12 protein-coding genes are annotated in these 13,187 nt (G+C 68.5%); 7 read left to right on the top strand and 5 right to left on the bottom strand.

Annotation, left to right across the window (positions count from 1 at the left end):
* Positions 1–908: 908 nt before the first annotated feature.
* The 4 genes from ACFWBQ_RS08850 to ACFWBQ_RS08835 all read right to left on the bottom strand — a co-directional run bounded on the left by ACFWBQ_RS08850 (position 909) and on the right by ACFWBQ_RS08835 (position 4,644).
* Positions 909–2,009 carry a medium chain dehydrogenase/reductase family protein gene (locus ACFWBQ_RS08850; protein WP_385485622.1) on the bottom strand — a complete coding sequence of 367 codons (1,101 nt, stop codon included), beginning with the start codon at positions 2,007–2,009 and terminating at the stop codon, positions 909–911.
* Positions 2,010–2,073: 64 nt separating this feature from the next.
* The gene (locus ACFWBQ_RS08845; RefSeq protein WP_385485620.1) at positions 2,074–3,426 is read right to left on the bottom strand and encodes a carotenoid oxygenase family protein; all 1,353 of its coding nucleotides are present in this window, start codon (positions 3,424–3,426) and stop codon (positions 2,074–2,076) included.
* Between the two features lie 115 nt (positions 3,427–3,541).
* A complete protein-coding gene (locus ACFWBQ_RS08840) occupies positions 3,542–4,105 on the bottom strand; it encodes a TetR/AcrR family transcriptional regulator (RefSeq protein WP_385485618.1) in 564 nt (187 codons plus the stop codon).
* A gap of 341 nt (positions 4,106–4,446) precedes the next feature.
* The gene (locus ACFWBQ_RS08835) at positions 4,447–4,644 is read right to left on the bottom strand and encodes a hypothetical protein (protein ID WP_385485616.1); all 198 of its coding nucleotides are present in this window, start codon (positions 4,642–4,644) and stop codon (positions 4,447–4,449) included.
* Positions 4,645–5,181: 537 nt separating this feature from the next.
* On the opposite strand from ACFWBQ_RS08835, the gene ACFWBQ_RS08830 reads away from it, so the two are divergent.
* From ACFWBQ_RS08830 to ACFWBQ_RS08815, 4 genes are all read left to right on the top strand, one after another.
* Positions 5,182–5,724: an SRPBCC family protein gene (locus ACFWBQ_RS08830; protein WP_385485614.1), complete on the top strand. Its 543-nt coding sequence runs from the start codon at positions 5,182–5,184 to the stop codon at positions 5,722–5,724.
* 391 nt (positions 5,725–6,115) lie between these two features.
* The gene (locus ACFWBQ_RS08825) at positions 6,116–7,663 is read left to right on the top strand and encodes an MFS transporter (RefSeq protein WP_385485612.1); all 1,548 of its coding nucleotides are present in this window, start codon (positions 6,116–6,118) and stop codon (positions 7,661–7,663) included.
* A gap of 260 nt (positions 7,664–7,923) precedes the next feature.
* A complete protein-coding gene (locus ACFWBQ_RS08820; protein ID WP_385485610.1) occupies positions 7,924–8,760 on the top strand; it encodes a cupredoxin domain-containing protein in 837 nt (278 codons plus the stop codon).
* Positions 8,753–9,442, top strand: a complete 690-nt coding sequence (locus ACFWBQ_RS08815; protein ID WP_385485608.1) for a multicopper oxidase domain-containing protein — start codon at positions 8,753–8,755, stop codon at positions 9,440–9,442. Before ACFWBQ_RS08820 ends, ACFWBQ_RS08815 begins: the two co-directional genes overlap by 8 nt.
* Before the next feature lie 20 nt (positions 9,443–9,462).
* Here the strand turns inward: ACFWBQ_RS08815 and ACFWBQ_RS08810 are convergent, their stop codons facing one another.
* On the bottom strand, positions 9,463–10,128 hold the full coding sequence (locus ACFWBQ_RS08810; RefSeq protein WP_385485606.1) for a GNAT family N-acetyltransferase: 666 nt from the start codon (positions 10,126–10,128) through the stop codon (positions 9,463–9,465).
* A 508-nt stretch (positions 10,129–10,636) separates the two neighbouring features.
* Between ACFWBQ_RS08810 and ACFWBQ_RS08805 the strand changes: the two genes are divergently transcribed.
* From ACFWBQ_RS08805 to ACFWBQ_RS08795, 3 genes are all read left to right on the top strand, one after another.
* The gene (locus tag ACFWBQ_RS08805) at positions 10,637–10,810 is read left to right on the top strand and encodes a hypothetical protein (RefSeq protein ID WP_385485604.1); all 174 of its coding nucleotides are present in this window, start codon (positions 10,637–10,639) and stop codon (positions 10,808–10,810) included.
* 1,051 nt (positions 10,811–11,861) lie between these two features.
* On the top strand, positions 11,862–12,197 hold the full coding sequence (locus ACFWBQ_RS08800; RefSeq protein ID WP_385485602.1) for a MerR family transcriptional regulator: 336 nt from the start codon (positions 11,862–11,864) through the stop codon (positions 12,195–12,197).
* Positions 12,198–12,744: 547 nt separating this feature from the next.
* Positions 12,745–12,948, top strand: a complete 204-nt coding sequence (locus ACFWBQ_RS08795; protein ID WP_076967088.1) for a cold-shock protein — start codon at positions 12,745–12,747, stop codon at positions 12,946–12,948.
* Positions 12,949–13,187 lie beyond the last annotated feature (239 nt).

The following is a 13,187-nucleotide window of genomic DNA, read 5'->3' as shown; positions in this document are numbered from 1 at the left end:
CGACCATCCGTGAAACGTCCGGTTCTCGGTCGCGGCTGGGGACGAACATACAGCATTCATCCGTGCAGTATGAAGCGAACATGACATTGCCGTGTCGAGGCTGTGAGGCGTGCCAATGATGCGGCGAAAAGTTGACGGTGCCGCTGTACTGTCCTGTCGGCAGGACAACGGGGACCTCCATCGCGAACCGGTTCGTCGCCCCCGGCCCAATGAAGGGAAGATCGGGAGCGGAAAGAGGAATGCCGATCGCATCGATTCCAGGCCGTGATGAGTTTCCGTGCGTCAGCGGGTATGTGGAATGACTCCGGTCAACCCTCGGAGGAACTCCTGGACATCGGGCAGGCGGTCGACTTGTCGGACGCAGCGATATGCGAGCCGCCGATACCGGTGGCGGTAGCGAGTTGTCCGAGGCCACCCTCGGGTTCGGTAGCCGGTACACCCGATATCCGCGGACCGGCGCTTGCGGAGCGGTACCCGTCGTCCACGTCGTGGAGAACCCCAGCATCCGGTCTTCGCCATACGCCGCTTCGGCCCGTACCGCCGTGGGTCGTTGTCGGTTCCGGCCTGCCCAACAGCGCCGCGATCCGACTTCTACGCATGCCCGCGGAGCTGTTGTACCTGCTCTCGTACCGAACAACCGCCGGACACTGCACCACTTGCTGTGGTCCCCCGGCGAACTCGGTCGCGCCCGGGCTCGGGCGATGTGGAGATCAGCGGTGACCTCTTCCAGGCACTCGACCCCCTCGCGGGGCTGCTCCGGGAGCGGGAGGAGGAAGACGACCGCTCGGCGACCGTGCGAGCAGCGACCCGGCTGCGCACCCCTGGGACCGTGCGCGCCCTCCGCGACGGAGTGGCTTCGACCGGCCTCGACCTGGGCTGCAGGAAGCGTGCCCTGTGCCCAGGGCCTGTCAGGCGTGGTCCGCCGTTACCAGGACGACCTTGCCCACTACGGTGCCGGATTCGGCGAGCCGTACCGCCTCGCCGACCTGGGCGAGGGGGATGCGGGCGGCCACCTGGGGTGTGAGCGCCCCGTCGGCGAGGAGTGCGAAGACCTGCGTCAGGTCCGCGCGGAGTTTCAGGCGGAAGGTGTCGAGCCTGTGCTTGCCGGCCCAGATGTTGTAGAAGTGGGCACTCTTGCCGTTGGGCAGCGCGTTCCAGAGCATCAGGCGGGCGAGCAGTTTGAGGACGGGGGCCTTGGAGGAGCCGATGGCGTCGCGGGTCGAGGCGGTGCCGTAGGAGACGAGGGTGCCCTTGGGGGCGAGCAGGCGGAAGGAGTTCACGATGCCTTCGCCTCCCACGTGGTCGAACACCGCGTCATACCCCTGCGGAGCCAGAGCGCGCAGCTGCTCGTTCAGACCGGCGGCCCGGTAGTCGACCGGGGTCGCCCCGAGCCCGCGGACTGCGTCGTGGTGCTTGGCCGAGGCGGTGCCGACGACCTGGGCGCCGGCGATGCGGGCGAGTTGTACGAGGGTGGAGCCGACGCCCCCGTTCGCGCCGAGCACAAGGACGGTGTTTCCCGTTCGGACTTTGGCCAGGCGGTGGAGCATCTGCCAGGCGGTGATGCCGTTGACCACGAAGGTCTCGGCGTCGGCGGAGTCGACCGACTCGGGTACCTCGATCAGGTCACCGGCGTCGATGGTGACGTGGCTGGCCCAGGCGCCGGTCTTGGTGAGGACCGCGAAGCGCCGCCCGAGCAGGTCGCCGGACACGCCCGCACCCACCTCGACGGCTCGCCCGATCAGGTCGTAGCCCGGCACGAAAGGGAAGGGCGGCTGGTCGTAGTACTTGCCGCGCCGCATCTGCTGTTCGGCGAAGGAGACTCCGGCCGCCTCCATGGCCAGCACCACCTGCCCGGGGCCGACCGGGAGGGCAGGCCGAGTGCGCAACTGGATGCCGTCGGGCTCCACGACGCCCGGCAGTACGGCTTCGGTGACGGTGTGCGCCGCGAGCGGGAAGGCCTTCACGCTCCTGGTCGCCTTACGGGTGACGCAGCCTACGAGGTTCTTCATGGGATTCTCCGTCAACGCTGATGAGTGGTGGTGCAAGCGGGGTTGCGTGGGGTGCCGGGCCGGGTCAGAGGGTGAGGTCGGGGATCCAGGAGCCGTGGATCATCGCGGGTACGCGGCGGGGGAGGTGAATCGTGGCGACCGGGGGCACGGTGAGGTCGGAGGCGTCCAGGACGAGCATCGTGGAGGCGTCGGCGTTGAGGTCGCTGACGACGGTGAGGAGGTAGCCGGAATCCTCGGCGGTCGTTCCTTCCGCCTGCACGAAGACGGCTTCGCTGGGCAGTTGCCCGGTGGCGAAGGGCAGCAGCTGACGGCTGCCGGTGGTGCGGTCGTACTTGACCAGCGTGTGGTTGCCGATGCCGAGGTCGTCGGGGAAGGACAGGGCGTACTGGTAGCGGTGCTCACGGCCGGTGAAGTCGTCGTTGATGGTGGGGAATTCCACCGTCAGGTCGTCGGTCTGCTCCTCCTTGACCACACCGGCCGCCAGGTCGAGGGTCCAGCGGCGGCTGCGGGATCCGGAGTTCGGTTCGGCGCCGCGGTCCGGGGCGCCGACCCACCAGTTCCAGGAGCGCTGCCAGCCCTCGCGGCCCACGGTGGGGCCTTCGACGACGATCCGCCCGAAGGCGTCCTCGTAAGCGTTGGCGAAGTGCATGCCGTACCCCTGGCCGATCTCGAACCAGCGGATCTGCGCCGCACCGCCCATCCCGCGTGGCATGACGCCGATCCGTGAGGCCTGCGCGTCGCTCCAGCTGTAGGGGATGCCCGAGTGCTCGGCGGGATCGAAAGTGACCGAGCCCTCCAGGAAGATCACGTAGTGCTCGGTGATCGCGAAGTCGTGCTTCAGCGCGGCGCTCGCACCGGGAACCTCCTGGCTGTCCAGCACCTGCCCATCCGGGGAGGCCACGTGGTGAATCAGGAACGGCGGGAACGGAGAAGAGGCGAAGAAGTGCAGTTCGCCGTTGGACGGGTCCGCCTTGGGGTGGGCGGTCATGGCGGAGGTGAGCTTGCCGCCGAAGTCGTAGGCGCCCACCGTCTCCAGGTCGGCCGTCAGCTCGAAGGGCAGCGCCGCCTCCGACAGCGCCAGCAACCGCCCGGCGTGCTCGATGACGTGCGTGCCGGCCGTACTTACCGTCAGATCGGGTCCCCGGTCCGTCATGTACGGGGCGCCGTCCAGGGCGGGGGTGTGGACCCATCGGTTGCGGTACCACTCGGCGCTGCCCTCGTTCAGCCGGATTCCGTGCACCATGCCGCTGCCCTTGAACCAGTGGCTCGGCGTGATGCCGGGCTTCGGGTTGTGGCTGTTGCGGATCAGGCGGCCGTTCAGCTCGGGGGGCAGGTTGCCCTCCACGATCAGTTCGGTGGCGGTGATCTCGTCGGCGACGGGGGCGTAGTGACCGGTCAGGTAGGGCTTGCTGGCCATGATGAACCTCAATCTCGGAAAGGGAGTCGGATAGTGTGGTTGAACACTCACTACGAGGTCAAAGAACGGGCGGCCGCTGGGTCTGCAGACTCGCGGCCGCCTGGCGAGGTGTGCGTCAGTAGTGCATGATTCCGGCCGTCAAGGTCCGGGTCCACGGTGCGGAGATCGCCTCGGCGTCGATGGAGACCAGCAGGTGGCAGAGCATGCCAACGGCGAAGAACTGCTGTACCTGCTCCTCGCTGCCTCCCGACGCGCTCCGGACGTACTCGACCGTGCGGGCGTACCCGGCCCGCACCGCTTCCCTGACCGCAGGCTCGGAAACCGCGGCCGCCTGGGCGTGCAGCTGAACCAGCATGAGGTCGTTGTCACTGATCAGACGGGCGTAGGCGTCACCCATCGAGGCGAGCACGGCCTCGGGCGAGCTGCTCTCGGCCTTCGCGGCTCCGCCTTCAAGGGCGGCGCGAACTCGGACGAAGCAGTACTCGACGACTGCGGTGAACAGGGCTTCCTTGTTCGGGAAAAGGCGGTAGACGTAGGCCTGGGAGATGCCGGCGGCCTTGGCCACCTCCGTGGTGGTGGTCCCGAAGTACCCCCGGGCCGCGAAGGCTCCGATGGCGGTGCGCAGCACCGTTTCCCGGCGCTCTTCGGCTGTGGACAGCTGGCGTCGTTCCATCTTCATGTGAGTACTCAACCACTCACTGATTGGTGGTGTCAAGCGCGCCCAGGCAGGGGGCTTGGCGGTCCCGCCGGCGGGAGCACCCGCTGCGACAGTCGGGTCGGAGCCGGACTCTTGTGCAGGGGTGCAGGGGTGCAGGGGCGCAGGGGTGCAGAGGCCGCCGGCATCGCGTGGACCGCGGCGGCTTGGGCGTGGCAGTGACGGTCGCGAAGGGGCAGGCTCCACTGCTCCGGGTCGGATGTCTGGAGGTCGGGCCGGGCTCTCCAGGTGTCGGCGGAGATGTTGCTCAGTTCTGCGGACGGGCCTCCACGGTTTCCTGTGCCGCCCCTCCTCGCTGCGGACGGTCACGGCGCCGCTTCGAAGATCCCGAGGTGGAGACCGGTGGCCGGCTCGCTGGGCAGAACGCCGCGGCTTCCGCCGTTGTCGCGACCGGCTTCCTCCGGGGCGACCCCGTCCTGATGGCCCACCTCGCACGCAATCTCGACGCCAACGCCCTGCGCACGCAGAGGCGGCACCGTGTCCGCCGCTGGTGGCAGTCTCACGGTCGCCACCACCGGACACCGGCCCGGAGATTCTGCAGAGCCGTATTGCCGCCTTTTCGAGCCCTTCCGCCGTGCCGCGCCCCGCCGCCATTTACCGGGGGAGGGTGCGGGCCTGGGGCTGTCCGATCTCACCTCCATCGCCAGGGCCCACGGTGCGGTCATCACCGCCACCACCAATCCCGGCGGCGGGCTCGTCGCCGCGGGGGCTTCCGGGGCCAGGGTTGATCGGGCGGCCGCGTCCGGCTCTGCGCAGTCCCTGGCAACTCCCCGCCCCGGGGCGCCGCAACGAGAGCAACGCGAGCCGGACGTAGCTGCAGCAGTCGAAGGGCGGTTGACGTTGCACGCATATGAGTGGTTGACTACTCACAGATGGAAAGGCGGCCGCAGGGTCACCTCGCCCTCTGAAGCTCATTCGCTTCCCTTGTCGAATTCGGCTCAACAGCCGTCGATATCGCATGCGGGCTCGTGAATGAGTGAGTAACCACACTATAGCCGTTACGTGTCGGCATAATCTCTCAATCCTTTGGGGAAACCATCATGCTTTCCTTCGCCACCACCGTCCTCGCCGCACTGCCCCTGGCCTTCGGGGGCGGAGGACTCGCCCCGGTCGGCATCGACGAGAAGGCTCCGGTGATCACCCGGGACGACATCGTCATCCACGCGCCGCTGGACCGCGTGTGGCGCATCCAGACCGACGTCGAGGACTGGCCCGCCTGGCAGCCGGGCGTCAGCTCCGCGCTCAAGCAGACCCCGGGACCGCTGCGTCCGGGCTCCTCGTGGGTGTGGTCCACCGAGGGCCTGGAGAACATCACCTCGACGGTCAAGCAGGTCCAGCCCAAGCGCCGCATCGTATGGGGCGGGCCGGCCCAGGGCATCACCGCCGTCCACGTGTGGACCTTCACCCAGGTCAAGGACGGCGTCCACGTCCACACCGAGGAATCCTGGACCGGCGACCCCGTCACCGCCAACACCGCCTACCTCCAGGAGGCACTGGACGCATCCCTGGACCACTGGCTGCACAACCTCAAGCAGCAGGCCGAGAAGGGACATCTCAAGCCCCGGAGCGACAAGCGCCGCTGACCGGCAGGCGGGCCCGGGCCCCTTGCTCCAGCTCCAGCCGCCCGAAGCGGTGTGCCGGCGTTCGTCATGTCACCGGATGCCGCCGGTGATTTCCGCGGCGCTCTCGAAGTGGCGGGCAGGTGCTGGATGGCATTCCGGCCCGCGCCCGCCGATGCGACAGCCCCTGCCCCTGGTGAAGCGGCCCGGTGCTGCAGCGAGCCCCTTCGAGCAGCAATGGGCGGCTGAGGACCCGTTGTCCGAGCGCCGACCGGGATGAGCGTCTGTCAGACAGGCGCCCACGACGCACGCAGTGGGACTGCACCTTCCTGGCGTTGACGGTGCCTGCCGGAGTCAATCCCAACCCCTCGCCCCCAGGCCGTTGTGGCGGTCCCCGTTCCGCCGTGCTGCCCTCATGACCGCTCGCAGGCCGACACCCGCCGCCGTCCAGCCCGCCGCCGTCCGGCCCCCCGCCCTGGACGGTGGCGGGCCCTGGACGGTGCCCCGCCCTGACCAGCAACCGACCAGCAGCCCGAAAGGCATCATGTCCATCCCGACGCCCGCACTCCGCCCTCACCGCCCAGGGCCCGTCCTCTCCCTGCTGGCCGGTGCGCAGTTCCTCGTCGTACTCAACACCTCGATCGTGAACGTCGCCCTGCCCGCAATCGGCCAGGACCTCGATCTGACACCGACCGGCCTGGCCTGGATCGTCAACGCCTACCTCATCGCCTTCGGGGCCCTGCTGCCGGTCGGCGGCCGCCTCGCCGACCTTCTCGGCCACCGCACCGCCTTCCTGACCGGCCTTCTCGTCTTCGCCGGCGGCTCCCTCGCCGCGAGCATTCCCTCGGGCGCCGGGCTGCTCATCGCAGCCCGCACGGTCCAGGGAATCGGCGCAGCCTTGCTGTCACCGGCCGGTCTGGCGATCCTGCTGGCCCATTGGCCTCCGGGGCCCGGCCGCGCCAAGGGCCTGGGTGTCTGGGGAGCAGCATCTGCGGCGGGCGGAGCCGCAGGAGTCCTGCTCAGCGGAGTGCTGACCAGCGCCCTGGGGTGGTGGGCCATCTTTGCCATCAGCGTCCTCGTCGCCCTCCCCGGCCTCGCGGCCGCCCTTCTCCTTCTGGCCCGACGCAGGCAGGAGCGCACTGCCCGACTGGATGTGCCCGGCGCGCTCACCGTGACGGCCGGCCTCACCCTCCTCGTCTATGGCTTGGGGGCCCGAGGTGCGACCCCGTTGCCCGACTTCGTTGTCCCGGCCACCGGAGTGCTGCTGCTCCTGGCGCTGATGCCGATCGAGCGACGCGCGAAGGACCCCCTCCTGCCCCCGGTTCTTCTGCACAACCGCTCGGTTGTGACCGGCAACCTGCTCATGCTGCTGCTCGGAGCGGTGTGGGTCGCCACGTTCTTCTTCCTCCCGCTCTACCAGCAAAAGGTCCTCGGCTACTCGCCCCTCGAAGCCGGCCTCACGCAACTGCCGCTCGCCACAGCCCTCATGTCGGCCTCCTGGGGCGCGGGGTGGCTGCGGGGCACGCTCCTGCCCGGTCTGCTCGTGCTTGCCGCCGGTCTGCTCTGGCTCGCCCGGCTACCGGTCGACGGAGCCTTTCTCACCGACCTGCTCGGTCCCTCCGTGCTGATCGGCGCCGGCCTCGGCCTCGCCTTCGTACCCCTGACCGCATGGGGCATCGCACAGGTGGAGCCCCGGCACGCAGGCATCGCGGGCGGACTGATCAACACCTCCCGGCAGGTCGGCGGCGCCCTCGGGCTCGCGATGCTCACCACCCTCGCGGACCCTTCTGCCGGCCGCGCCGCACCCACTGTCCCGGCGTACGGCTACCGCCGTGCCCTCCTGGCAGCGGCCCTCATCGCCCTACTCGCCGCCGCCGGAGCCGGAATCCACCTGCTGCGCGCCCGCAGCCGTGCAGCGGCAGCGAAACCGGCGCACCCCGTCTCCCCTTCACCCGCCCCGTAGGAAGACTCGCTCCTGGCATGGCTGAACGCGCTGAAGTCCACCGCGGGAAGCCTGAACTGAACCCTGGACGACCATGCCGCGGGACCCGGGAAGGCGCCTCCACCCCCTCATAACTCCCATGCGCCGCCTGCAGGTTCGCCGCAGGGACCCTGCCTCCCGACCGGCCGGGGCCCTGACCACCAGACGCGGGCAGGGCCCCGCTCCCTGCTCCGGGACACCACCTCTCTCGTGCACACCTGACCCAGAAAGGCCTGACGGCCATGACCACCACCGCACCCGCCCCTGCTCCTGCACCACTCCTCACACTCCCGGACCGCCTGGGCGTCGTCGGACTCCTGACACTGGCACTCTGCGAACCCCTCGCTCACCTGGTGCTGGGAGGTCAGCCGAACCCCGGCATGGCCACGCTCGCCGTCCTCCCCCTCACGGCAGCCCTCCTCGTGCGGCGCCGCCTGCGCTGGGCGCCCATCGCTTCCTTCCTCGCGGTCGTCGCGATCGTCGCCACCCGGACGGCCGGGCTCTCCTTCGATCTGACGAGACCGGGGAACCCGCTGTTCTTCGCCGTCGCACTGCTCGAACTCGCCGCAGCGGGCGCGGTGATCGGGCCGATCGCAGCCGCACTGCTCAAGCGCCACACCCCTGTCGTCGCCGGCGGTCTCGCCCTTGCCGCGGCCCTCGCACTGAGTGCGGGTGTCGTCCTGATCTCCCCCCAGAGCGAGGACAACGGTTCGCTCACCCAGGAGCAGATCGCTGCACTGCCGACCGTCGACATGGTCAATTACCGCTTCGAACCCTCCATCCTTCGGGTGGCCCCCGGCCGGCCGGTCGCTTTCACCTTCACCAACGACACCGACGACGCCCACGCCTTCGCCGTCGACAAGCTGGGCATCCACACAGAGGTGCCCAGCGGCCGCACCCGCACCGTCGTGGTCGAGGCGCCCCCCGGCCGGTACGACGTGCACTGCTCGGTCGGCAGTCACCAGGCCGACGGCATGAAGGGACAACTGGTCATCACCGGCGGGGAAACGGCCGTCGTCCGGGATGCCGCGAATGCCGATTCCGCCGGTTTCTCCGACGCCCACAGTCACGATGACTGAGCACCTGTCACGGCGCTCGCTGATCGTCGGAGGAGTCGTCGCCACCGCCGGCGCGCTCATCCCCCTTGTCCGCACCCTCACCCCCGCAGATGCGCTCGCCGACGGACCATCGCTTCCCGAGCTTGCCGAACTCGACCTGCGTACACCCGCAGGCAAACCCGGAACCAGGACCGGCACCCTCACCGCGGGTACGGCAGACGCGGGCCGGCTGGCCTACAACCGCACCGAACCCGGGCCTCTGCTCCGCCTCCGCGAAGGCGATCGGGTCCGGCTGGCTTTCCGTAACTCCCTCGATGCTCCCACCAGCCTGCACGTGCACGGCATCCCCATGACACCCGCCACCGACGCCCCTTTGACTCACCTCATGCCCGGCGATTCCGACGTCCGCGAGTTCACCCTTCCCCCAGGGTCGGCCGGCACGTACTGGTACCACCCACATGCTCACGGCGACGTCGAGCGACAGCTCCTGGCCGGCCTCGCAGGACCCGTCGTCGTCACCGGCCCGGTCGACGACCAGCCCGCACTGCGGGACGCCGACGACCGCCTGCTGACGGCTTCGGCTCGGACCTGCGGGGTGGAGACGGAGCTGTTCGGCGATGCCTTCGGTGCGCATGACGGTCTGGTCGTGCGGGCGGCCGGGCCCCCGACGACAGGACACGGCCCTGAGGTCACGGCCGGCTGAGTCCCTGGACGGGCAGCTCGCTACTCGGCAGGCTCGGCAGTCAGCGCGGTGGCGACATGTCGGAAGCCGAGTCGGGCATAGATCCGGGCGACGTCATCGTCGCCTGCCGACAAGAAGACGGTTTCCACGCCACGCGACCGGGCGTCGGCCACCAGCGCCGCAGTGACCGCGAGACCAAGACCGCGACGGCGTGCGGTGGGCAGCGTCCCGACACCGACGATCTCGCTGACCGCTCCGACCGGCTGATGCTGGCCCGCGCACAGAGCCGTCCCGCCTTCCACCGCTGCGGCAAGCGACGTCAGGCCCGCCACGATCCGCGTCACCGTGCTTTTCACCGACCCGTCGTCTGCTCGGGCGCGCACGGCTTCCGCAAGTTCGGTGACTCCGGCCGAGCCGACACCGGTGCCGGGCTCCGCGAAGGCAAGATGCGGCACAGCCAGTGCGCTCGCCAGCGCCGGATCGTCCGGATCCATGATCCGCACCGACGATCCGCCGGACAGCTCATCCGTAGCGGGCACCGGCGCCCCCGGGTCGAGGACCATCAAGGGGTGCTCGTGCACCACAAGTCCCGAGCCCTCGATCGCGGCCCGGAGCGTGGGCGTGGTCTCGGCTATCCACTCGAAACTTTCCGGGATCCCGAGTTCCCGCTGCCGGGAGCGGACCCGGGTCACATCTGCGGCACTCACCGCACCTGACCATCCCCGAGCTGGACGTGCGTAGAACGGCCACCCCTGGCCTTCCCGCACGAACAGAGTCAGCGGCCCGAAGTCCTCGGCCCGGGCACCATGGCGCGGCACAGCGTCGTAGTACCGCTCAAGTCGGTCCAGTAGTACGCGTTCAGGGCGATCATCAAGATCCACAGAAGTCACGCTGGGCATCCAAGCATCAGGTCGCCGACCGATGCCACCCCATTTACGCCTCGGTTGGCACCCTCCGCTGGCACCCTCCGCGCCGACGATCAAGCGCAGACAGCACTATCGCGAACTGAGCCGTCAGCCGATCAGTTGGCGGGCGGGGGCGGCCGGTGAGGTCGTCGAACACCACGTGGGCGGCCTCGGCCGGGATCGCGGGCTCCATCGCTGCGGCGTGTTGCCGGCGAGTCCGGCCCCCGGAGTGCGCGGCGCTGCAATGCCAACAGTTTTCCGCTCCGCGGCCATGGGCAGGGGATGAGTGAGTGCCTACGAAAGGACCGACATGAGTGCCGGAGAGAAGGCCAAGGCCAAGACCGAGCAGATTGTCGGGAAGGCCGTGAGGAAGGCGGCCCACGCGGTGGGCAACGAGACCACCGCAGCCAAGGGAGCCGCACTGGAGGCCCGGGGCAAGGCCCGGGACACCAAGGAGAGGTCGAAGGACAGCTTCAGGCGCTGACCACGCCCCGTCGCGGGCGGAGCCGGTGCGAAGCCCGTGCAGGTTGGTGTGTCCGGCGGTGTGCAGCCCGGGCCGGCGCCGCAACAGCTCGCCCTCCCAGCACACGCATCGCGTCGCACCGGTCCCGCTCCGCCGCGCACGCGTGCGCTCGGTACCCCCGGCTGCGGAGCGTGTCGGGCTGGTCGTCGTCGTAGTCGGACGGGGACTTCGCGGTGTCCGCGGTGTCGAGGTCGGCGTAACGGTGCTGCTCGGAGCGGGTGTCCCGGCGGAGCGACGTCATCGCGTACCCCATCACTGGTCAAGGTTGACTGTCTCTCTGGCCAGAGCACGAAAATCTATGACGACCAGAGTAGACATTGGGTGCTGGTGTGGTTATGGTTTCTCTCGTAGCCGAGATCGGCAAGGCCCGGCAGAGATGAACTGGCGGGCAGCGGTACACGCAGTTGCAGTGCGCAGGACGGTGCGGTGGTGGAGTTCTGAAGCCAGGGTTGTCGTAGGACGGCGACGGGGCTGACGACCGGACCGGGTGGCCCGTAGTGATCAGGGGCCGCCATGAGCAATACCGCAGTGCCGTAAGTGCAGTTCGCAGTTCCAGCAGTGCATTGTCAGTGGTTCCTCGGTAAAGGCGTCGGCTGCGGGCGCGCGTGCCGGGAGGTTCGGCAGTGGGGTTCCAAGCCAGAGCAGAGGCAGGACGGGCGACGGGGCTGGCTGCCGAAGAGTGGCGCTGTCGCAGGCCGCTGGGTAGTTCGCATCACCAGCAGTACGCAGTTCCGGCTTGGCAAGTAATTGGTTCAGAGGGAAGAACGGAGGGGTTCAGCGCCATCAGGATCGCCCGGGCGGAAGTCTTGGACCCGGGTACCGCAGGACATCGATAGTGAGGTGGTCTCCGGTCAAGCAACCGCGATCCCCGTACCCCCGACAGCATCTTGGTCGGGTCTGCGGAAACAGAGGGCCGGTGCAGTATCAGGGCCGGCAGATGGTGTAGCAGTTCCTTCGGGGCCCCGGTGCCAATGGCACCGGGGCCCCTCCACGCGTTCCACAGAGAGGTGCAATGACAGCAAACGACTCGTTCGGCCGTCTCGAAGACGACGACTACCCCGCCTACACGATGGGCCGGGCCGCCGACATGCTCGGCACCACCCAGGGCTTCCTCCGCGCCATCGGCGAAGCCCGCCTGATCACACCGCTCCGTTCCGCCGGCGGCCACCGCCGCTACTCCCGCTACCAGCTGCGCATCGCCGCCCGCGCCCGGGAACTCGTCGACCAGGGCACCCCCGTCGAGGCCGCCTGCCGCATCGTCATCCTCGAAGACCAGCTCGAAGAAGCCCAGCGCATCAACGCCGAATACCGCCGGACCGCCGGACCGTCCGGTCCGCCCGTGTCCTGAGACGGTGCACCCGGGTTCCGGTGGGTGCCGCACAGGTCGGTTGCGACGCGCGGGCCGTGTTCGGCGACGGGGTATGCGGTCGGGCGGAGTCCGGTCCGCTGCCATGGTTCGGACGTTCATGTTCGTTCACGTCTTCGGCACGCGCGTTCTGATGTGCTGTGCCCCAGGAATCAGGGGCTTCGGCTTCATGGAGCAGGGCGGTCGCGGCGCTGACGTGTTCGTGGACGGCGCCCGCTCTTCCTGAAGACGTTGCGCTCCAAGTGGATTAATAGCTATGGCCGCGAGGTGAAGGTTTAACGCGTCGTGCCGGGAGTGTTTTTATCGCAGCGAGCAGAATGGAATTCCGTAACCCACGCCGGTCACTATGACATGCTACTGTCGATCGTAGTTGCAGTCTTGGTTCCCGAACTTCAAGCGCCTCCGACGGTGTTTTCAGCCGCTGGAAGCGTTTTTGTATTTCCGGTCATTTCCGGGAGGGGCATCATCGCGGCGACCCCGGTATCCGTGCATTGCGGGTTCCCGTGTACTGCCCCGAAGGAGATATGACATGGCATCTGGCACCGTGAAGTGGTTCAACGCGGCAAAGGGTTTCGGCTTCATCGAACAGGACGGCGGCGGGGCCGACGTGTTCGCCCACTTCTCGAACATCGCCGCCCAGGGCTTCCGTGAATTGCTCGAAGGTCAGAAGGTCACCTTCGACATCGCGCCCGGCCAGAAGGGCCCGACGGCCGAGAACATCGTTCCTGCCTGACAACGAAGCGCACTTTGCAGCGGGGGCCCGCACCTCCCGCTGCGAGTATTTCCCGTAGTGGACTCACACGGTGGGAATATCATCGTGCGCAGGCAGCTGTCCAGGGATAGGGGCCTCTGTCAAAGTTGCACTCGCATTAAGTCCTGGATTTCACGTCCGATGGCGCCATTCTTTTTTATCGCCTGTACCCGTACCGAATCGACTGCAGGTCGTATTTGCTTTCGGATTTTATACGGCTC

Source organism: Streptomyces sp. NPDC060035, from assembly GCF_042736635.1.
Lineage (GTDB): Bacteria > Actinomycetota > Actinomycetes > Streptomycetales > Streptomycetaceae > Streptomyces.
Note: the sequence above shows the minus strand (reverse complement) of the source record. Positions and strands in the feature narration are given on the sequence as shown.